20 protein-coding genes are annotated in these 19117 nt (G+C 70.2%); 8 read left to right on the plus strand and 12 right to left on the minus strand.

Features of this window, described 5'->3' with window-relative positions; translation table 11 throughout:
* Nucleotides 1–25 precede the first annotated feature (25 nt).
* Nucleotides 26–994, minus strand: a complete 969-nt coding sequence (locus ACWGKQ_RS15745; protein ID WP_453292476.1) for an EamA family transporter — start codon at nt 992–994, stop codon at nt 26–28.
* Between the two features lie 52 nt (nt 995–1046).
* A complete protein-coding gene (locus ACWGKQ_RS15750; RefSeq protein ID WP_453292477.1) occupies nt 1047–1643 on the minus strand; it encodes a Clp protease N-terminal domain-containing protein in 597 nt (198 codons plus the stop codon).
* 200 nt (nt 1644–1843) lie between these two features.
* Here ACWGKQ_RS15750 and ACWGKQ_RS15755 point away from each other — a divergent pair, with 200 nt between their 5' ends.
* Nucleotides 1844–2038 carry a hypothetical protein gene (locus ACWGKQ_RS15755; RefSeq protein ID WP_453292478.1) on the plus strand — a complete coding sequence of 65 codons (195 nt, stop codon included), beginning with the start codon at nt 1844–1846 and terminating at the stop codon, nt 2036–2038.
* Nucleotides 2039–2161: 123 nt separating this feature from the next.
* Nucleotides 2162–2596, plus strand: a complete 435-nt coding sequence (locus ACWGKQ_RS15760; protein WP_453292479.1) for a type II toxin-antitoxin system Rv0910 family toxin — start codon at nt 2162–2164, stop codon at nt 2594–2596.
* Between the two features lie 104 nt (nt 2597–2700).
* On the opposite strand, the gene ACWGKQ_RS15765 is transcribed toward ACWGKQ_RS15760, so the two are convergent.
* From ACWGKQ_RS15765 to ACWGKQ_RS15780, 4 genes are all read right to left on the minus strand, one after another.
* Nucleotides 2701–3336 (minus strand): PadR family transcriptional regulator, encoded by a 636-nt coding sequence (locus ACWGKQ_RS15765; protein WP_453292480.1) that lies wholly within the window; start codon nt 3334–3336, stop codon nt 2701–2703.
* 197 nt (nt 3337–3533) lie between these two features.
* A complete protein-coding gene (locus tag ACWGKQ_RS15770; RefSeq protein ID WP_453292481.1) occupies nt 3534–3767 on the minus strand; it encodes a hypothetical protein in 234 nt (77 codons plus the stop codon).
* A 43-nt stretch (nt 3768–3810) separates the two neighbouring features.
* Nucleotides 3811–4767, minus strand: a complete 957-nt coding sequence (locus ACWGKQ_RS15775; RefSeq protein ID WP_453292482.1) for a PDR/VanB family oxidoreductase — start codon at nt 4765–4767, stop codon at nt 3811–3813.
* Nucleotides 4764–6071, minus strand: a complete 1308-nt coding sequence (locus ACWGKQ_RS15780; protein ID WP_453292483.1) for a Rieske 2Fe-2S domain-containing protein — start codon at nt 6069–6071, stop codon at nt 4764–4766. Before ACWGKQ_RS15780 ends, ACWGKQ_RS15775 begins: the two co-directional genes overlap by 4 nt.
* Before the next feature lie 261 nt (nt 6072–6332).
* Here ACWGKQ_RS15780 and ACWGKQ_RS15785 point away from each other — a divergent pair, with 261 nt between their 5' ends.
* Complete coding sequence (locus tag ACWGKQ_RS15785) at nt 6333–7727, plus strand: carboxylesterase/lipase family protein (protein ID WP_453292484.1); 1395 nt, start codon at nt 6333–6335, stop codon at nt 7725–7727.
* A gap of 62 nt (nt 7728–7789) precedes the next feature.
* Here the strand turns inward: ACWGKQ_RS15785 and ACWGKQ_RS15790 are convergent, their stop codons facing one another.
* The 6 genes from ACWGKQ_RS15790 to ACWGKQ_RS15815 form a co-directional block, all read right to left on the minus strand.
* Nucleotides 7790–8560, minus strand: a complete 771-nt coding sequence (locus ACWGKQ_RS15790) for an IclR family transcriptional regulator (RefSeq protein ID WP_453292485.1) — start codon at nt 8558–8560, stop codon at nt 7790–7792.
* Between the two features lie 5 nt (nt 8561–8565).
* The gene (locus tag ACWGKQ_RS15795; protein WP_453292486.1) at nt 8566–9462 is read right to left on the minus strand and encodes a sugar phosphate isomerase/epimerase family protein; all 897 of its coding nucleotides are present in this window, start codon (nt 9460–9462) and stop codon (nt 8566–8568) included.
* Nucleotides 9463–9481: 19 nt separating this feature from the next.
* Nucleotides 9482–10021, minus strand: coding sequence for a MarR family winged helix-turn-helix transcriptional regulator (locus tag ACWGKQ_RS15800; protein WP_453292487.1), 540 nt, complete (start codon nt 10019–10021; stop codon nt 9482–9484).
* 104 nt (nt 10022–10125) lie between these two features.
* Nucleotides 10126–10386: a non-oxidative hydroxyarylic acid decarboxylases subunit D gene (locus tag ACWGKQ_RS15805; RefSeq protein ID WP_453292488.1), complete on the minus strand. Its 261-nt coding sequence runs from the start codon at nt 10384–10386 to the stop codon at nt 10126–10128.
* A gap of 37 nt (nt 10387–10423) precedes the next feature.
* The gene (locus tag ACWGKQ_RS15810) at nt 10424–11845 is read right to left on the minus strand and encodes a non-oxidative hydroxyarylic acid decarboxylases subunit C (RefSeq protein ID WP_453292489.1); all 1422 of its coding nucleotides are present in this window, start codon (nt 11843–11845) and stop codon (nt 10424–10426) included.
* Between the two features lie 32 nt (nt 11846–11877).
* A complete protein-coding gene (locus ACWGKQ_RS15815) occupies nt 11878–12498 on the minus strand; it encodes a non-oxidative hydroxyarylic acid decarboxylases subunit B (RefSeq protein WP_453292490.1) in 621 nt (206 codons plus the stop codon).
* 92 nt (nt 12499–12590) lie between these two features.
* On the opposite strand from ACWGKQ_RS15815, the gene ACWGKQ_RS15820 reads away from it, so the two are divergent.
* From ACWGKQ_RS15820 to argG, 5 genes are all read left to right on the plus strand, one after another.
* Nucleotides 12591–13508: a helix-turn-helix transcriptional regulator gene (locus ACWGKQ_RS15820; protein ID WP_453292491.1), complete on the plus strand. Its 918-nt coding sequence runs from the start codon at nt 12591–12593 to the stop codon at nt 13506–13508.
* 207 nt (nt 13509–13715) lie between these two features.
* Entirely contained in the window at nt 13716–14612 is an 897-nt protein-coding gene (locus ACWGKQ_RS15825) for an aminoglycoside phosphotransferase family protein (RefSeq protein WP_453292492.1), read from the plus strand.
* A 187-nt stretch (nt 14613–14799) separates the two neighbouring features.
* Nucleotides 14800–16026 (plus strand): MFS transporter, encoded by a 1227-nt coding sequence (locus tag ACWGKQ_RS15830; RefSeq protein ID WP_453292493.1) that lies wholly within the window; start codon nt 14800–14802, stop codon nt 16024–16026.
* A gap of 118 nt (nt 16027–16144) precedes the next feature.
* On the plus strand, nt 16145–17353 hold the full coding sequence (locus tag ACWGKQ_RS15835; RefSeq protein WP_453292494.1) for a serine hydrolase domain-containing protein: 1209 nt from the start codon (nt 16145–16147) through the stop codon (nt 17351–17353).
* A gap of 27 nt (nt 17354–17380) precedes the next feature.
* Complete coding sequence (gene argG / locus ACWGKQ_RS15840) at nt 17381–18829, plus strand: argininosuccinate synthase (protein ID WP_453292495.1); 1449 nt, start codon at nt 17381–17383, stop codon at nt 18827–18829.
* The last annotated feature ends 288 nt before the right edge of the window (nt 18830–19117 follow it).

The raw sequence follows: 19117 nt of genomic DNA on the forward strand, positions 1-19117 counted from the left end.
ACCCCTGGCCGACGGCCGACGACGCTCAGACTGCCGGTTCCCGCACGACACCCTCACCACGCGCCAAGGGCTCGGCGGAGCCCTTGGCAGGCGCAGATGACTGCGCGATGAACGCCCCGGCCAGTACGACGACCCCACCGACCACCTGCGGCACCCCCAGCCGCTCCCCCAGCAGCACCCACGCCAGCACGGTCGCCACCACCGCCTCCAGGCAGGCCACCACGCCCGCCACCTGCGGAGACAGCCGCCGTACCGACACCACACCGGTGACGTACGCGACGACCGTCGCGACCAGCACGATCCACCCCAGCAGGACCAGCGCCGGCACGGCCACCCCGTTCATCCGCGCGGAGCCGGCCAGCACCGACCAGTCCATCTCCCACGGCCGGGCCACCACGGTGAGCAGGCCCGCCCCGACCAGCAGCCCGTAGGCGATCACGCCCAGCGGATCCGCCCCCTCGCCCCCGCCGTGGTCGGCGAGCACGAAGTACCCCACCTGGCAGCAGGCCGCGGCGAGCGCCAGCAGCAGCCCGAGCGCGTCGAACCGCAGCCCCGACCACACCTCCACCACACACGCGAGGCCGCCCGCCGCGAGGACCACACCGAGCGCGGCGGCGCGGGTGACCGGCCGTCGCTGCACGAACCGGACCCAGCCGAGCACCAGTGCGGGAGCGAGGTACTCCACGAGCAGCGCCACCCCCACCGGTATCCGGGAGATGGCGGCGAAGTAGCAGGCCTGGACGCCGGCCACGGCGAGCAGCCCGAACCCGGCGAGCAGCGCCGGACGGCGGCGCGGCAGGTCGCGATGGCGGACGGCGAGCGGAAGCATCACCAGGGCGGCGCCCGCCACCCTCAGCCACACCACGTGCAGCGGCTCGAGCCCGGCCTCGATCAGGGGTTTGGCCGCGACGCCGGAGCCGCCGAAGGCGAGCGCCGACCCTATGGCGAGGGAGAGCCCGAGGCCCTTTCCATGGCTGCTGTCAGTGGTGTGCACCGGGACATGATGCCAGGAGGTGACATGAGCTTCACCCCCTATGGCACCTGTCTCAGCGGCCGGACGTGCGGCGCTCCTCCTCGGCCTCCCGAACCGCGCCGACCGCCCCGTCCCCGTCTATCCGCACGGCCAGCTCACGGGCGGCCACCCCGGCCCGCTCCAGCACCTCCACGGCCCGCGACTGAGGGTCGAGGACCAGGCCGGCGAGCAGGTCGATGCCGTCGGCGTGCGGCCGGCCGCGGCGCCGGGCGCGGCTGCGGGCGTACTCCAGGGCGGCCGCGGCCACCGGCGACCAGGCGCCGTCACCCCTGCCCTCGGCTCTTCCCGCCGCCTGCGGAAGCGCGGGCAGCGCGCCGGAGTCCTCGACCCCGCCCTGCCAGCGCAGGCCGTAACCGATGCTGCGCTGCACGAGGTAGCCGAGCAGGCGGGCGAGTTGGGGGGCGTCACCGAGGGCGGCGCGCACCTCGGGGTCGTACTCGATCAGCGAGTGCAGCAGATGGGCGGTGTCGACCTGGCGGTCCCCGTCCCGTACGGCCCGGCGGCGGGCACCGGCGACCACCGCTGCCGACTCGGCGCCGAGCCCGGCATCGTCGTCCGCGTGGATACTGCCCTGGTCCTGGGCCGGCTGGCGGGGAATACGGGGTTGCACACCCTCTACCTCATCAACCCCAGGGCCCCGAGTCATCGGCGAGGGGGAGCATTTTCGCGTCCCACGCAGAGTGGACGCGGATGGCCGGAATCTCCTCCTTACGGATGAGATCAGACCGATTCCGGCCACCGCGGCGCGCGCCGACTTGCCGCGCGCCCCACGCGCAACCGTCGCGCACCCGTCGTACGTCCCTCAGTGACGTGGAGAGCGCGTCCTGTTGCTGGCTGGTCGCCCTGCCGGCGGTGGACGGCAGGCAGTACGTGTACCGGGTGTACGCCCCGGCGGACGCGCTGCTCGCGGACCTGTTCTGGGACGCCTGGCACTGCCACGACGAGAGCGCGTTCCCGCGCGCGTGGGACCTGTTCGACGCGGCACTGATACGGCGGGTCGGCTGAGCGGCCGGGACGGCCGTCGCGGCTCCGGATCCGCACATTTCCTGACGGTTCATCAGTATTGAATGTTCGAGGCCCTGCGGCTACGTTCCGCGACACCGTAGCCCGACACGAAGGGGTGGCCCGATGGCCGAAGTCAGCGCGGAGGCACGCATCCAGGCACCGGCCGAGAAGGTGTGGGCACAGCTCACCGACTGGTCGGCGTACGGCGAGTGGAACGCGACCCACACCAACTTTCCCAAGGGCGGCCCCGAGAACCTGGCGGTGGGCGGCACCTTCCAGGAGAACATGAAGCTGATGGGCTTCCCGGCGGAGGTCGAGTGGACCATCGAGGAACTGGAGCCGGCCCGGGTGCTGGCGATCCGCGGCAAGGGCCCGATGGCGGTGACCGTCGCCACGCGCTACACGCTCACCCCGGCCCCGGACGGGGAGGCGACGGAGGTGCGGATCGACGGCGAGTTCACGGGCGCGGCCGTGTCGCTGATGGCGGGCAAGCTCAAGGACTCGGCGACGGCGGCCCTGAACGAGTCGCTGCGCAAGCTGGGCGGGCTGGTGGCCTGAACCGCGCGGGCCGCGACACCGTCCGGCTCCCCGGCGGGGTGGACGCGGAAGGGCGCCCCGCGGAGTGTTCCGCGGGGCGCCCGGTCTCATCTCGTGTCCGAGGATCAGTCCTCGTCGGCGAGGATGAGGTACAGCTTCTTACGGGTCTCGTTGATGACGGCCAGCGCCTTCGCGCGCTGCTCCTTGCTGCCGGTCTTCCAGACCTGCCCGAAGGCCTCCATCAGGCCGAAGCCCGCCTGACGGATCTCGCTCAGGGCCTCGAAGTCGACCCCGCGGGAAGCCTCTTCCCAGGGGGCGTCCGGTCCCTCGTCGGCGGCGGTGCGGCCGCTGTCGGTGAGGGAGAACAGCTTCTTGCCGCCCTCGGTCTCGCTGGCGATCAGGCCCTCGTCCTCCAGCAGCTGGAGGGTGGGGTAGACCGAGCCGGGGCTGGGCTTCCACGCACCGCCGCTGCGCTCGGCGATCTCCTGGATCATCTCGTAACCGTGCATCGGACGGTCCTTCAGCAGGGCCAGGATCGAGGCCCGTACGTCACCGCGCCGCGCCCTCCCCCTGGGACCACCGCGCCCTCGCGGCCCCCAGTGCCCCGGTCCGAAACCGGGCCCACCGGGACCGAAGCCGGGGCCACCAGGACCGAAGGGCCCGAACGCCGCACGCCGACCTTCACGTCCACCGAAGCCGCCCCGCCCGTGCGGGTGAGGGCCGCCCTGACCATGTCCACGCTCGAATCCGTGGGAACGCATCACAATCACTCCACTCCATCGTTGATCTGTCGCGTATCTTTCGCGATGCCTCAACGATATATCGGAAGCGTTCGCATGACAAGCCCCTCGACGGACGAGGGCGCGATCGCCGGCTGACGGGCTCCTCGCTCGGCGCCGGGGAGACTGCTGCCCTCAGCCTGTCCGCCGTCAGCTCTTTCAGATGCCGGAGTGACCGCTCAAGGCCGGATCAGGAAGTCGTCGGCGGCGAGTCGGGGGTCTTCGGTGACCGGCGTGCCCAGCACAAGGAGCGGGATGCCGTCGGTCAGTTCGCGGTGACGCAGCTGTACGAAGCTGCGGTAGACGGGGCTGCTGACGCGGAGTTCAGCGGGGTGGCAACCGTCGTTCTCGAGGGCGAGCAGTCGGGCGCTGGCGTGGTCGAGTACCGAGCAGATCCATCCGTCGGTGTTCATCTGCTCCCCTTGTCTCGCGGTGGCTGTCTGGAGTGGTGGTGAGTCAGAGGTCGAGGACGAGGTGAGTGCCTCTGGTGCCGGAGCAGCAGATCATCATGGTGTCGGCGGCCGCGCGTTCTTGTGGTGTCAGGACCGCGTCGTGGTGCTCGGGTTCGCCGGAGAGCACGGCGGTGCGGCACGAGCCGCAGATGCCCTCCATGCAGGAGAAGTCGGTGTCGACACCCGCGTCGAGCACGGCGTCGAGGATGGTCTCTTCCGGGGCCACGTGGAGGGTCCTGCCGGAGCGCGCCAGCTCGACGGTGAAGCCCTGGCCCCCGAGGGCGGCCGGTGGATCTCCACGGAACCGTTCCAGGTGCACGTGTTCCGGGTCGAGTCCCCGGGTCGCCTCCTCGAAGTCGGCCAGCATCGATGCCGGTCCGCAGCAGTAGAAGTGGGCTGTGCCGGGGGCGTCGGCCAGCATCGAGGCGATCTTGAGCGAGCGTGGGCCGTCCTCGTCGGCGAGGTAGGTGTGCAGGAGGCCGGTGCCGGCGTCGGCGAGGGCTGACAACTCGGTGAGGAAGGCGGCGGCGTGGTGCGAGCCGGCCGCGTAGTGCACCTCCCAGGACGCCCCGAGCTGCGTCAGGCGGCGGGCCATGCTCAGGATGGGGGTGATGCCGATACCGCCGGCGATCAGGACGGTGTGCGGGGCGGTTTCGGTGAGGGGGAAGTCGCTGACCGGTTCGCTGATCACCAGGTGGGAGCCGGGGTGGACGGATTCGTGGACGGTGCGTGAGCCTCCCCTGCTCGCCGCGTCGAGTGCCACCGCGATCTGATAGGACGACGGTTCGGGTTCGGGGGCACCGACCAGGGAGTAGCTGCGGGTCAGCCCAGGGGCGAGCGTGAGGTCGATGTGGTCGCCGGCGGCGAACCGGGGAAGCGGGCCGCCGTCGACGGCTGCCAGTTCGAGGAGCCGCACGGATGCGGCCACCGGGCGTGCGGCCCTTACGACGGTCTCGATCACGGGCGCGCCTCCTCCACCACGGCGGTCGTGCCAGGCCGGGTGTTGCCCGGCACCAGGTCCTGCCAGCGCTGTTCGTGGGCGATCAGGGTGTCCGGCAGGGATTGGACGTCGGTGAGATCCATGCCGTGGGCGACCGGGTCCTGGCCTTCTTCGTGGCGGCGGACGGACTCGAGGAGGCGGGCGCGGAGGTGGATGACGGCGCGGTCGGCGGCGACCATGTGTTCCTTGCTGCGGTCGAGGATCGGGCCCATGCTGATCGCGAGGACGGCGTCCTCCTGCTCGATGCCGTCGAAGCCGGTCCAGCTGGTGGTCATCCGGGAGCGGTCCTGGCCGAGTCCGTTCGCCCAACTGGCACGGAAGTCGCAGTCCTTGTCGTTCCAGAACGGCTCCTTCAGGCCCATGATGCGGATGATCTCGTCGCGGTCGATGGGTTTGGCACCGTGCGCGATGATGTAGGTGCTGGTGACCGTGTCGCTCTGCGGGACCTCGAAGACGAAGAACTGGAAGGCGGGGGCGGGGATGACGCGGGTGACGGGCAGGATCGCCGGGGTGACGCGGATGCTGTGGGTGGGGCTGCCGTCAGCGGCGGGGGGACCTTGCCGCTTGGCCGCGTAGTGGAAGCCGAACTCGGTGTCCTCGACGTCCAGGGTGGGCGCGTTGTCGCCGCTGGCAAGGGCGCCGGGGTTGAAATCCTCGTCGTCGCGGGCGGTGAACTGGTCGTCCATCCAGGTCGGATTGGCCTGGTTGCTGTGCAGGATGCCGACGTGTGAGCTGTCGACGCCGCCTTCGAACAGCTGGAGGTAGTTGGCGGGGGTGTTGAGGCGGATCACGGCGCGGTGCTCGGCGGCGCCGTCCATGAACGCGTAGCGGGGGAAGGGCGGTTGCCGGTCCTTGGGGCCGATGTAGGTCCACACCAGTCCGCCGGCCTCGCGCACGGGATGGGCGGGGGCCTTCATGCGCTGGCGGAAGCGGGCGTTGCAATGGTTGGGGGTGTCGAGGATGGTGCCGTCGGCGGCGAATTTCCAGCCGTGGTAGAGGCAGCGGATGCCGCCCTTCTCGACCCTGCCGAGCGCCAGTGAGACGCCCCGGTGCATGCACAGCTCCTCGAGTACACCCACCTGGCCGTCGGTGTCGCGGAAGACGACGAGCGCCTCGCCGAGCAGGCTGGTACGCAGGGGATCGCTGTCGGGTGCGGGGAGCTGGGCAGAGGTGCAGATCGGGAACCAGAACCGGCGCATCATGCGGCCCATGGGGGTGTCGGGTCCGACACGGGTGAGGATCTCGTTCTCCTCTTTGGTGAGCATGCGGGGATCCTTTCGTCATGAACATCTAGTTCTGACGGCCATTACGAGGACTTCCACGGAAGTCGACTTCCTTGGAAGTTAGAATTGGAAGCGGCTGATGTCAACGGGTGCAAGAAATTCCAGCTCCTTTCCGTGAGGCGGAAAACATTGCTTGCCAAGCCCGAAGGGCGAGGCGTTGGCTGGCTGCCGGAACACCGGACGGTCTGTTCGAGGAGGAGTGGTGGCCGGTCGTGCCGCTCGGCGTCGGTCGAGGGTCGAGACATGAAAGTTGCGCCCGGGGATTCGATCGAGGTCGCAGTGCGGGCCGGTCGTCTGCGAGGCCGTCGTACGAAAGCCGGCGCCGAGTTCCTCGGTGTCCCCTATGCGGCGGCGCCCGTCGGACAGCGCAGGTTTCGGCCGCCGGAGCCCGCCCCCGCCTGGGACGGCGTGCGTGATGCCACCCGATTCGGCGCGGCGTCCCTCCAGCCCGGGAGCGCCCGAGCTCGCCTGCTCCAAGGCGACCCCGGAGCCACCGGTGAGGACTGCCTGAGCCTCAACGTGTGGACACCTGCGGACGCTCCGTCCGGCCTTCCGGTACTGGTCTGGGTGCACGGCGGCGCGTTCACGAACGGAGCGGGTTCCGTACCCGCGCTGCGCGGCGGACTGCTCGCGGAAGCGGCGTCGGCCGTGGTGGTGACCGTCAACTACCGGTTGGGAGCGCTGGGCTTCGCCTGCCACGACGGGCTGGGCCGCCACGCGGCCAACCTCGGCCTGCACGATCTCGTGGCCGCGCTCGAATGGGTGCACGAGAACGTCGCGGCGTTCGGCGGCGATCCCGGGCGGGTCACGCTGGCCGGTGAATCCGCGGGAGCGATGTGCGTCGCCCTGCTGTCCCTGCCGTCCGCCCACCGGCACCTTTTTGCCCAGGTGGCGCTGCACAGCGGGGTGCCGTCCCTGCAGTCACCGGAGGCTTCGGGGCAGGCGGTCGAGGCGCTGGCGGCCCGTCTCGGCGTCCGGGTACCCGAGCTGCAATCCGTGCCGGGCGCGCTCATCGTCTCCGCGACCCGGGACATCGCCCCACACCACCGCTTCTGGCCGACCGCCACCGGACGGCTGGCGAGCCCGCTCGCCAGCCTGCAGTCGGTCGCACCCGTACGGCCGACTCTGATCTCGGCCACGGCCGACGAGGGAACCTTCTTCTTCGTGGATGACGCTTGGCCCCAGGACGTCAGCCGCGACAAGGCGGTCTCCGTGCTCACCGCGATGCTGGGACCGGGTGCCGCAAAGCGGCATGCGGAGGCGGTCCTGCCCGCGGACGCACCGACTGCCGCGGCGGCGGCGATCACCGAGCAGCTGTACACCCGCCCGGCCGACCAGTGGGCCGGGCGGGCAGCAGCGGCTGGTTCGGCGGTGTTCCGCGCCCAGTACGCACATCCCAGCCCTGCCTGGGAAGGCCGGCTCGGCGCGACGCACACCATCGACATCCCCCTGCTCTTCGGAACCTTCGCCGCTTCCGAATTCGCTGCGCTCTACGGACTCGACGCCCGGGCGCCGGACTTGTCGTCCGCGTTGCAGCAGGCATGGTCCCGTTTCCTCCACACCGGCTCCCCGGCGACTGCCGGGAACCCGTGGCGCCCCTGGCTTCCCAGCGACCCCTGCCAACGGCGGTTCCAGTAGGGCGGTGCCGCAGATCCACTACGGGGGTGCGGCCCGCACGGCGCTCAGAGCGGCCGTCCGTGTCATGCCTGGGGACGCAGAGCCGCCACGGCAGTCGAGATGGCGGTGGCGGCCGAGCGAAGGGCGGGCAGCATCCGCGTGAGGTCGCGGTGAGGCACGGGCGACAACGCGGTCAGCGCCATGGGCGTGCGCCCCGGTTCGGTACCCACCGCGACCGAGATGGAGGCCTGGCCGACAGCTGCTTCGTCGTACGCCGTCGCGTAGCCGTGCTGACGGGTGCGTTCGACCTGTGCCGCAAGCAGGTGCGGCGCCACGAGGGTGAAAGGAGTGAGGCGCGGCAGTGGTCTGCTCAGTACGGTCGTCAGCCGGTCCCGTGCCGTGGTCGCCAGGAGCATTTTCCCGGCGCTCGTGGCCGTCAGGGGGAGTTCGTCTCCGGAAACGGCGAGCTTCAGGTCGGCCCCGGGCGCGGCAATGGTGTCCAGGCACACCAGGCGGTCGCCGCTGAGGGCGGCCAGGGCCACCCCGGCGCCGGCGTTCCGTGCCAAGGCGTGCAGGTGCACCGCCGCGGCCCGGCGCAGCTCCCGCTCCCAGGGCGCAGCGGCACCGAGGCGCCAGATGTGCTCGCCGAGCTGGTACCGGCCGGACGCGGTGCGAACCAGCGCGTCACACCGAAGCAGTTCGCTCAGCAGGCGGTGCGCCGTGGAGACCGGGAGACCGGCGCTGCGCGCGATCTCGCTCAGCGTCAGAGGCCGCGAAGCCGTACCGACGATGTCGAGCAGACCGAAGATACGGCGTGGCAGCGACCGTGCGGGACCGTCCTCCGTCATGCCCATCGTGCTCACCGTGCTGCTCGGGTCGCCACGATGTCGAGCGCCGCGGCGTGGGCCAGGTCGAAGGCTTCTCGCGCCCTCCGCAGAAACCGGTCCGGCGGCATGGCCCAGTACGAGTCCGGGAGTGCCGTGCCGTAGGTTCCGTCGTCCGAGAAGATCTCCAGCTCCCACCATCCGCGATACCCGGCCTCGATGAGAGTGGCCATGATCTCCGGCGCGACTCCTCGCCCCCGTCCCGGAAGCTCACGATCGAATGCGCAGCGCTCCGGATCGCGGATGTCGCACACCTGGACGCTGTTGATCCGCGAGGCGTACTTGCGCAGGTCCTCGTGCAGCCCGGCATCGGACCAGCTGTGGAAGACGCTGAACATGATCCCCACGTTGTCCCGGCCCACGGCGTCGAGGACGTCGATCAACTGGCGCATCGACGGCACCGCCGAGCCTCGGCGCCGCGCCAGCAACTCCAGCCCGATACGGACGCCGCAGGCGGCCGCGGTGTCCGCGATGTCGGGCAGGACATCGAGAACGGCGTCCAGCGGGCCCGCCGGCATATCGGGGTCTCCGGACGCGCCAGGAGCGATGGTGACCACCTCCGGCGCGAATGCGGCGAGCCGCTCGATACTCGCGCAGATGAGGTCACGTCTGTCCCGGATGTCCTGGGGCGCGCCGGGAGGGTCGATCTGGGAGGGAAGGATGCAGTTCACGGTCGGTACGCAGAAGGTTGCGGTCAGCCCTGCCGCACGCATCTCCCGCGCGACCTCTTCGTCCGGGACGCCGGCCAGCTTGCGCTCCCAGAGCCCCAGGCCCCGGGTGCCGGTCGCGGCCACGTTCGCGATGTCCTCCCAGACGCTCGAGTGCGGCATCGAGGTCGCGTTGACGGCATAGGGAACGGCGAGTGACATCATGACCTCCGCCTCTCGCCCGTCATCTCTGCTTCGCGGCTTCGGCCGCATCCATCGTCCGCTGCAATCTGCGGAGCAGGTCGAGTGCCTGGTCCGCGTCGGCGGCGCTCAGGCTCTCCAGGCCGCAGAAGGACGTCGCAATCTGATGCATCGCGCCCTCCGCGATCGCGCGCCCGCTCGGCCGCAGGGCGATGAGCACCCCGCGAAGAACCTGGGGATCCGCCACACGTTCGACCAGCCCCAGCTCGGCGAGGCGGTCGACCTGCTTGCTGACCGCTCCCGAGGTGATCATCAGCCGCTTGAACAGTGCCGTCGGACTCATCGCACAGCCCGGCCCCGACCTGCGGAGCGCCAGGAGTACGCGTAGATCACCGGGTCCGATGCCGCTGTCTCGCGCAATATCCGTGAAGGCTCGCTCGACATGCTGTGCGAGGCGCAGGATTCCGGCGGAAACCAGAAAAGACGTGAGATCGAGACCGGGCAGTTCGCGTGTCCAGGTGTAAGCGATCTCGCCCAGCTCCGACGTCTCGGCCGGGGAATGCTTGTCCGATCGCAGCACCACGAGAACCACTCTCCTTGACCAGACTCCGGCACGGACTTCCATAGAAGTTAGCTTCCATGGAAGTCTATTTGTGACACCTCGGCCCGTCAATCGCGAGGGTGTGTTCAGGGCTGCCGGAGCGGGGGGATGACGGGAAGCTCGACCGCGTTGCGGATGTCGTCGATGGTCATCTTGAAGCTGTCCGGGTAGGCGTCGCGCCGGGTGCGGCGGTCCGGTTCGGAGGTGCGCCAGCTGTACATGCACTGCCGGCAGTGGTAGATCTCCCAGACCCCTGCCACGGGGGAGGCGTGGATCTGGTCCAGCTTGTCGTGGCCGCAGCGCGGGCACTCGGCGGGTGTTGCGTTCTGCGGGGTCTCGGTGGCCATGGCGATGGGGTCTCCTTTCAGAGGGGTCGGCGGGTGGTCACTGCTTGGCGAGCTGCTGCAGCTTGGTGAGCCACTCGCCCGTCTCGGGCAGGTCGTGTACCTGGTTGCCGTAGTTGCCGCGGTTGTCCGGCCTGGCCGGGGTGGTGGCGTCGATGATGAGCTTGGCGCCGGTGCCGGGGTTGTCCGACTGGGGAGCGAGCTCCATCAGCGACAGGTGCGGCACGACGATGAGGTCGTCGCTGGGGTTCATCTTGGTGGACAGCGCCCACATCACCTGGGGGAGGTTGAACGGGTCGACGTCCTCGTCCACCACGATCACCGTCGCCGCGTAGCCGAGGCCGTGCGGGGTGGTCAGCACCCGCATGCCGACCGCCTTCGCGAAACCGCCGTAGCGCTTCTCGGTGGAGACGATGATGACCAGCCCGTGGGTGTACATCGCGTTGACGGCCTGGACCTCGGGGAAGTCCTTCTTCAGCTGCTCGTACAGCGGGACGCAGGTGTTGGGGGCCATCAGGTAGTCGATCTCGGTCCACGGCATCCCGAGGTAGAGGTGCTCGAAGATCGGGTCGGTGCGGTAGGAGATCCTGTCGATCCGGATCACCGGCATGTTGCGGCCGCCGGAGTAGTGCCCGGTGAACTCGCCGAACGGGCCCTCGATCTCGCGCTTGCGGCCCTCGATCACACCCTCGATGACGATTTCGGAGCCCCACGGCACCGGCAGGCCGGTCAGTGGCGCCTCGGCGATCGGGGCCGGGGCGCCGCGCAGGGCGCCTGCCATCTCGTACTCGTTCTGGTCGTACTCCATCGGCGTGGAGGCCACGATCGAGATCACCGGATCGTTGCCCAGCGTGATGGCGATCGGCAGGTCCTCGCCGCGCTCCTCGGCCTTGCGCAGGTGCAGGCCGATGTCGTGCACCGGGCCGGGCTGGATGGCGAGCTTGCGCGGGCCCTTGACCTCGATGCGGTAGATGCCGACGTTCTGCTTGCCGGAGTTCTCCGGGTCGTCGGGGTCCTTGGAGACGATGCCGGCCTTGTCGATGTAGAAGCCGCCGTCGCCGTCGTTGAGCCGGACCAGGGGGAGGATGTCGAAGATGTTGACGTCGTCGCCCTCGACGGAGTTCTGCGCCCACAGCGGGTTGTCCCTCCACTCCGGCCTGACCGGGAACTTCGCCCACCGGTTGATGAACTCGTCCACCTGCTCCCTGGTGCCGGTGGTCTTGGGCAGCTCCAGGGCCAGGGCGTGGTTGGCCCAGGAGCCGTGGACGTTCATGGCGATCCGGGCGTTGGTGAAGCCGGCGACGTTGTCGAAGTACAGTGCCGGGGCCGCCTCACCCATGCGGCCGGCGGCGTTCGCGGCGGCGGCGACGTCCGGCTCCGGCATCACCTCCTCGGTGATGCGCAGCAGTTGGCCCTCCTTGTCCAGGGCGTCAAGGAAGCTGCGAAGGTCGTCGTAGGCCATGTCTGTTCTCCTCCAGGATGGTGACGGGTATGTCAGGAAGCTTCGACGCCGTCGGGAACGGAAGCCGCATCGGACGCGAGTGCATGTGCGGAGCGCATCCCCTCCCAGCGCCTGGCGGCCGGAAAGGGCAGTCCGAACTGGTCGAGGACGCGCGCGGTGACGTGGTCGACGATGTCGTCGACCGATTGCGGGTGGTTGTAGAAAGCGGGCATCGGAGGCACCATCTGCACCCCGAGGCGGGCCAGGGCGAGCATGTTGTCCAGGTGGATCTCGCTCAGCGGGGTCTCCCGGGGCACCAGCACCAGCTTGCGGCGCTCCTTGAGGACCACGTCCGCGGCGCGCCCCACCAGCCCGTCGGCGTAGCCCGCCCGGATGCCGGCCAGCGTCTTCATCGAGCAGGGCACGATCACCATGCCGTCGGTGCGGAACGAGCCCGAGGAGATCGTCGCGGCCTGGTCCTCCGGGCCGTGCACCACATCGGCGAGCGCGCCCACCTGACGGGCCGAGAAGCCGGTCTCCAACTCGATGGTGGTACGCGCCCAACGCGACAGCACCAGGTGCGTCTCCACCTCCGGCAGCTGCTTCAGTGCTTGCAGCAGCCGCACTCCGAACGGCGCCCCGGTCGCCCCGGTCATCCCCACGATGAGCCGCATGGCTGCCCTCCTTCATACGTCAGGCGGATTTCGTCCCGCTCTTCACGCTAGGGCGCGTTCGCAGGTCAACAGCGGTAGCATCTGGACAGGAGGTGTGCAAAATCGGTCAGCTGGGGATTGCCGAGGTTCCGTTCCGTCCGGCGGCCGGGGCGCTGCCCGGCCTGGAGGTACTGCCGCTGTCCCGGCTCGCACGACGGGCCGCCGGGCACGGGTTGGATCCGCGTAAGCCTGCGCGGGCCGACTTCCACCACCTGCTGACGGCCAAGGAAGGGATCGTCCGGCTCACCGTGGACGGGGAATCGCTGCCGGTGCCGCCCAGTGCCTGGTTGTGGATCCGGCCCGAACAGGTGTACCGCTTCGACGAGGGGCTGGAGCATGCGCAGGGCACGCTGATCCTCTTCCAGTCCGGCCTGCTCGACCCGGCCACCGTCGCCGCGGCGAGCGTCGATCCCCCCTTTCCGTGGGGCGCGCTGCTGCCCTCCCGGGAGGAGGCCGAGCCGATCGAGCGGACGCTCGAACTCCTCATGGAGGCGTACAAGGAGACGGGCGCACTGCGGCTGGACGCGCAGATCGAACTCATCCGGCATCTGCTGTCGGCCCTGGTGCTGCGGCTCTCACACCTGTACGTACGCGGGCGGGGCGAGGGCGAGGCCAGGGAGGCGTTCCGCGCGTTCCACGCAGCGATCGAGCGCGACTACGCCGAGAGTCACACGGTCGCCGACTACGCCCGGGCGCTCGGGTACAGCCCGCGGACGCTCACCCGCGCCTGCATCGCGGCGACGGGGGCCACCGCGAAGCAGTATCTGGATGAACGGATAGTCCTGGAAGCCAGGCGCTTCCTCTTCCACACCGAACTGCCGATCTCGGCGGTCGGCGAGCGCCTCGGCTTTCCCACCCCGACCACGTTCTCGAAGTTCTTCAAGCACCACACCGGCGAAACCCCTGGCGACTACCGCTTGCGGGCCTCGGGGCGAGGCCGGAGTCGGGCATTCGCCGTCGAATCGCAATGACCTGTCGAGCTCCTGGTGACAGGCCGCGCCGCGCCGCGTCATCGGCGGACCGGATCACCCGCGATGGAACGGTTGAGGTTGAGACACCTGGGTGGCCGAAAAATCTCAGTTGATCTCGACTCTGGCGCATGAATACTGGCTGTCGTCTCAGTTGATCTGGTCTGCCTCCGGCGTTTCGAATGCGACTAGTGGAAGAGCCTGCGAGAGATGACCATGCACGATGACCAAGTGGACGTGACCACCGAGATCGTTGCGGCCTTGATCCAGGAGCAGTTCCCTCAGTGGAGCGGCAAGGCGATCCGGCTCCTGTCGTCGACCGGGACGGTCAACGCCGTCTTCCGCATCGGGAACGACCTCTCCGCGCGTTTCCCACTGCGTCTGGCCGATGCCGCCGAGGCGCTGGCGGTTCTGGAACAGGAAGCCCAGGCGAGCGCGGAGCTGGCACAGGTGTCTCGGTTCCCCGCCCCGGAACCCGTCGCGTTGGGAAAGCCCGGAGCGGGTTACCCCATGCCGTGGTCGGTCCAGACATGGCTGCCGGGAACGGTCGCCTCTGATGCCGACCCGAGTGGATCGGACGCTTTCGCCGAGGACCTCGCGGCCTTCATCGCAGCCCTGCGGGACGCCGAAACGCGGGGGCGGCTCTTCAGCGGCGAAAATCGCGGCGGCGATCTCGCTGACCACGACGATTGGATGGCGAAGTGCTTCGAGGAGAGCAAGGGACTGCTCGACGTGCCCCGGCTGCGCCAGGCGTGGAGCCATTTCCGCGAGTTGCCACGCACGGGTGCCGACGTGATGAGCCATGGTGACCTGATTCCCGGCAATGTACTGGTCGCGGGAGACCGGCTCAGCGGCGTACTCGACACCGGAGGCTTCGGCCCGGCCGACCCCGCGCTGGATCTGGTCAGCGCCTGGCACCTGTTGCAGCCGGGCCCGCGGGAAGTGCTCCGGCGGACACTGGTCAGTGACGATCTGGAGTGGGAGCGCGGCAAGGCATGGGCGTTCGAACAGGCGCTGGGTCTTGTCTGGTACTACGTCGAGACCAATCCGGCGATGAGCGGAATGGGGCGCCGGACACTCGACCGCATTCTGGAGTCGATGGAGTGATGTCGCCCCGATCGCAGGCCGTGGCAGAGGCGATCGCGAGACAGGACAGCGGCGCGGGTCTTGCGTGACGACAAGGGCGATTGATAAGCACCTGTTGGCACTCTCGCATGGAGAGTGCCAACAGGTGCGCCGCTGAGCTGCTCTTTCACCGCAGAGTCCAGGGCGCCAGGGGGCGGGAGGGACTGCCGTGTTCGACGTCCTGCGCGTGCGCGACTTCCGTCTGGTGACGGCCGCGGATCTGCTGTCCAGCCTGGGAGACTGGCTGCTGCTGGTCGCCGCGCCCTACTTCGTGCTCCGTCTGACGGGATCCACGCTGGCCACCGGTCTGACGTTGGCGGCCGAGACGGTTCCCGCGCTCCTCCTCGGCCCGGTGGCCGGGGTGTTCGCCGACCGCTGGGACCGTCGCCGCACGATGCTCGCCATCGACGTCCTACGGGCCGCGACCGTCGCGCTCATGCTCCTCGTCCACCATCAGGGCCAGGTCTGGCTGATCTACGCCGCGTTGATCGGCGAGTCCGGCCTCGGCCAGTTCTTCGGTCCCGCGCGGCGAGCCCTCGTCCCGGCGCTGGTCGGGCGCGGTCCGCGCCTGGCCGCGGCGAACTCCGTGGCGGCCCTGGTCTCCGGTACCGTCCGGCTGGTCGGCGGTCCCGCCGGAGGCGCCCTCTATGCGCTGGCCGGCTTCGGCCCGGTCGTGGCTCTCGACGTCGCCAGCTACCTCGTCTCGGCCATCCTGATCACCGCGGTCCGGCACCGCCCCGAGCCTGCGCCTGCGCCTGCGCAACGCGACGGAAGCACGGTGGTGAGCCGGTTCACGGGCGATCTGCGAGCCGGCGCCGCGCATCTCCGGGCGACCCCGGGCCTGCCCGCCGTGTTCGCCACGGCCTCGGTGTTCCTCTTCGGCAACGCGGCCCTGACCGCGCTGCTCGTGCCCTACACCGGCACGGTCCTGCATGCCGGATCCGGCACGCTGGGCCTGCTGTTCGCCGCACTGGGCGCCGGCTACCTGGCCGGAGCCCCGCTGAGCCGGGCCGCCGCCGCACACCTGTCCGACCGGACTGTCATGATCAGCAGCCTGGCCGGGCTGAGCGCGGTCTTCGCCGTCACCTTCAACACCCACGACATGGCCTGGGCCGTCGTCCTCTTCGTTCTCATCGGGCCGCCGGGCGTGTGCTTCCTGGTCACCGTCGACACCTGCCTGGCCCGCCGCACCCCGGACGCCCTGCTCGGCCGCGTCAGCTCCGCCTACGGCATGCTCCAGGCGGCAGCCACGCTGGCGGGGATGCTCGGTGGCGCGGCCCTGGGCCAGCGGGCGGGCATCGGCATCACCGCGGACCTCGCCGCCCTCTGCGTCGCCGTCTCGGCGGCCACCGCACTGCTGACCCCACGCCGCACCACGGCGGAACGGCCCGCATGACCCTGTCGGCCCGGGTTCAACGGGCTCGACGCCGGAGCCCGCGCTGGGGATATCCCCCTTCCCGATCCTGGGGTACGTCGGATCGCGCCCGGTCGAGGGCGAAAACTAGCGTTCGGCCATGCCTTCGACACTGCCGACACTGCGCAAGCATCTCGCCATGGCACTCGCGGTCACCACGCTGCTCGCCGCCGAGACGGCCACCGCCGTAGCCCAGCCCGCCCACCTCTCCCCCGCGGAGCAGTTGCGCCGGGACACCGCGGCGATCCAGGCCCTCGGCATCAGCGGTGTGCAGGCCCGCGTGATCGGGCCCGACGGCCGGCAGTCGGTCGCCACCAGCGGTACCGCCGACCTGGACACCGGCCGCCCGGTCCCTCCCGACGGCTACTTCCGCATGGCCAGCACCTCCAAGACGCTGGTCGCCACCGTGGTCCTCCAACTGGAGGCCGAGGGCAGGCTGTCCCTGGACGACACGGTCGACCACTGGCTGCCCGGAGTGGTGCGGGGCAACGGCAACGACGGGAGCCGGATCACCCTCCGCCAGCTCCTCCGGCACACCAGCGGCATCCACGACGACCTGCCCGGATACACCACGCCGGAGGAGTACTACCAGCAGCGCCACGACGTCCACGGTTCCGAGGAACTGGTGGCCCGGGCCATGGCCCACGCGCCGGACTTCCCGCCCGGCGAGGGCTGGCAGTACTCCAACACCGGCTACGTCCTGCTCGACATGATCATCCAGAAGGCCACCGGCCAACCCGCCCACCGGGCGATCGAGGACCGCGTGCTGCGTCCGCTCGGCCTCGACCGGACCCGGTGGATCGGCACCTCGCCCGCCCTGCCCCGACCGCACGCCGAGGCCTACCAGCTCTTCGGCCCCGGTTCCGTGGTGGACGTCACCGACCAGATACCGGTCGACCACGAGAACCTCTCGTGGGTCACGACCACCCGGGACGAGAACGGCTTCCTGCGCGCGCTGCTCGCGGGCCGCCTGCTGCCGGCCCGGCAGCTGGCCGAGATGAAGCAGACCGTCCCGGTGAGCGCGGAGGTGCAGCAGCTGTGGCCCGGCGGCCGGTACGGGCTCGGTCTCGCCGAACGCCCGCTGAGCTGCGGCGGCACCTACTGGAGCCACGAGGGCGGGGACGGCGGCTACATCACGCTCAACGGCGTCACCGACGACGGCGAACGCAGCGCCGTGGTCTCCATGTCCGAGGCACGCGGCGACACCCTGGAGCACATCCTGGGCCAGGAGAACGCGGCCAGCGCCCTGATCGACCACGCCCTGTGCGCCGCACCGGATCGGGGTGGGTCCAACAGGGGCGTTGCATGACCATGCGTTCTCATGCATAATCTTCCTATGTCCAAGGTCCTCACCTCCCTTCCCGCCGGCGAGCGCGTCGGCATCGCCTTCTCCGGCGGCCTCGACACCTCGGTCGCGGTCGCGTGGATGCGCGACAAGGGCGCCGTCCCGTGCACCTACACCGCCGACATCGGCCAGTACGACGAGCCCGACATCGCCTCGGTGCCGGGCCGTGCGCACACCTACGGTGCCGAGATCGCGCGCCTGGTCGACTGCCGGGCCGCGCTGGTCGAGGAGGGCCTGGCCGCGCTCACCTGCGGTGCGTTCCACATCCGCTCGGGCGGGCGGGCGTACTTCAACACCACCCCGCTCGGCCGTGCCGTCACCGGCACGCTGCTGGTGCGGGCCATGCTGGAGGACGACGTCCAGATCTGGGGCGACGGCTCGACCTTCAAGGGCAACGACATCGAGCGGTTCTACCGCTACGGCCTGCTCGCCAACCCGCACCTGCGGATCTACAAGCCCTGGCTGGACGCGGACTTCGTGACCGAGCTCGGCGGCCGCAAGGAGATGTCCGAGTGGCTGGTGGCCCACGGGCTGCCGTACCGGGACAGCACCGAGAAGGCGTACTCGACCGACGCCAACATCTGGGGCGCGACGCACGAGGCGAAGACCCTGGAGCACCTGGACAACGGCATCGAGACCGTCGAGCCGATCATGGGCGTCCGGTTCTGGGACCCCGAGGTCGAGATCCTCCCCGAGGACGTGACGATCGGCTTCGACCAGGGCCGCCCTGTCACGATCAACGGCAAGACCTTCGAGACCGCCGTCGAGCTGGTCATGGAGGCCAACGCGATCGGCGGCCGGCACGGGCTCGGCATGTCCGACCAGATCGAGAACCGGATCATCGAGGCGAAGAGCCGGGGCATCTACGAGGCGCCGGGCATGGCGCTGCTGCACGCCGCGTACGAGCGGCTGGTCAACGCGATCCACAACGAGGACACGGTCGCGCAGTACCACAACGAGGGGCGGCGGCTCGGCCGGCTCATGTACGAGGGCCGGTGGCTGGACCCGCAGGCGCTGATGATCCGCGAGTCGCTCCAGCGGTGGGTCGGCGCGGCGGTCACCGGTGAGGTGACGCTGCGGCTGCGGCGCGGCGAGGACTACTCGATCCTCGACACGACCGGGCCGGCGTTCAGCTACCACCCCGACAAGCTGTCGATGGAGCGGACCGAGGACGCGGCGTTCGGTCCGGTGGACCGGATCGGCCAGCTCACGATGCGCAACCTCGACATCGCGGACTCGCGGGCCAAGCTGGAGCAGTACGCGGGGCTGGGGCTGATCGGTTCCACCAACCCGGCGATCGGTGCGGCGCAGGCGGCGGCGACCGGGCTGATCGGCAGCATGCCGGAGGGGGGCGCCGAGGCGATTGCCTCCCGGGGGGAGGCCGCACCGGACGCGGACGAGTTGCTGGACCGGGCGGCGATGGAACTCGGCACGGACTGAGCGTGCCGCTCAGGAGGGCCGACTCGGTGACGGGTCGGCCCTTCTCGCTGCCGGGGGGCGTCGAGCCCGGGCACGGTGGGGCTGACGGCCGTGGGCGAGCGCGGCACCGTCGTGGGCTTTCGCGCAGTTCCCCGCGCCCCTGAGGGGCGCGCCGCCGTCCATGACCCGCTGCGGCGCCGTCGTGGTTGCCCGCACAGCTCCCCGCGCCCCCGAGGGGCGCGCCACCGTCGTGAGCCAGTGCGGCGCCGTCGTGGTTGCTCGCGCAGTTCCCCGCGCCCCTGAAGGGCG

The organism is Streptomyces sp. NPDC054770 (genome assembly GCF_053611985.1).

What these genes read in the sequence shown, in the direction of transcription:
- ACWGKQ_RS15765 (WP_453292480.1), bottom strand. Translation starts at nt 3,336, where the DNA reads ATGCGTTCCCACGGATTCGAGCGTGGACATGGTCAGGGCGGCCCTCAC.
- ACWGKQ_RS15805 (WP_453292488.1), bottom strand. Translation starts at nt 10,386, where the DNA reads ATGGCCACCGAGACCCCGCAGAACGCAACACCCGCCGAGTGCCCGCGC.
- ACWGKQ_RS15795 (WP_453292486.1), bottom strand. Translation starts at nt 9,462, where the DNA reads ATGATGTCACTCGCCGTTCCCTATGCCGTCAACGCGACCTCGATGCCG.
- ACWGKQ_RS15760 (WP_453292479.1), top strand. Translation starts at nt 2,162, where the DNA reads ATGGCCGAAGTCAGCGCGGAGGCACGCATCCAGGCACCGGCCGAGAAG.
- ACWGKQ_RS15785 (WP_453292484.1), top strand. Translation starts at nt 6,333, where the DNA reads ATGAAAGTTGCGCCCGGGGATTCGATCGAGGTCGCAGTGCGGGCCGGT.
- ACWGKQ_RS15770 (WP_453292481.1), bottom strand. Translation starts at nt 3,767, where the DNA reads ATGAACACCGACGGATGGATCTGCTCGGTACTCGACCACGCCAGCGCC.
- argG (WP_453292495.1), top strand. Translation starts at nt 17,381, where the DNA reads ATGTCCAAGGTCCTCACCTCCCTTCCCGCCGGCGAGCGCGTCGGCATC.
- ACWGKQ_RS15825 (WP_453292492.1), top strand. Translation starts at nt 13,716, where the DNA reads ATGACCATGCACGATGACCAAGTGGACGTGACCACCGAGATCGTTGCG.
- ACWGKQ_RS15810 (WP_453292489.1), bottom strand. Translation starts at nt 11,845, where the DNA reads ATGGCCTACGACGACCTTCGCAGCTTCCTTGACGCCCTGGACAAGGAG.
- ACWGKQ_RS15835 (WP_453292494.1), top strand. Translation starts at nt 16,145, where the DNA reads ATGCCTTCGACACTGCCGACACTGCGCAAGCATCTCGCCATGGCACTC.
- ACWGKQ_RS15815 (WP_453292490.1), bottom strand. Translation starts at nt 12,498, where the DNA reads ATGCGGCTCATCGTGGGGATGACCGGGGCGACCGGGGCGCCGTTCGGA.
- ACWGKQ_RS15790 (WP_453292485.1), bottom strand. Translation starts at nt 8,560, where the DNA reads ATGGGCATGACGGAGGACGGTCCCGCACGGTCGCTGCCACGCCGTATC.
- ACWGKQ_RS15780 (WP_453292483.1), bottom strand. Translation starts at nt 6,071, where the DNA reads ATGCTCACCAAAGAGGAGAACGAGATCCTCACCCGTGTCGGACCCGAC.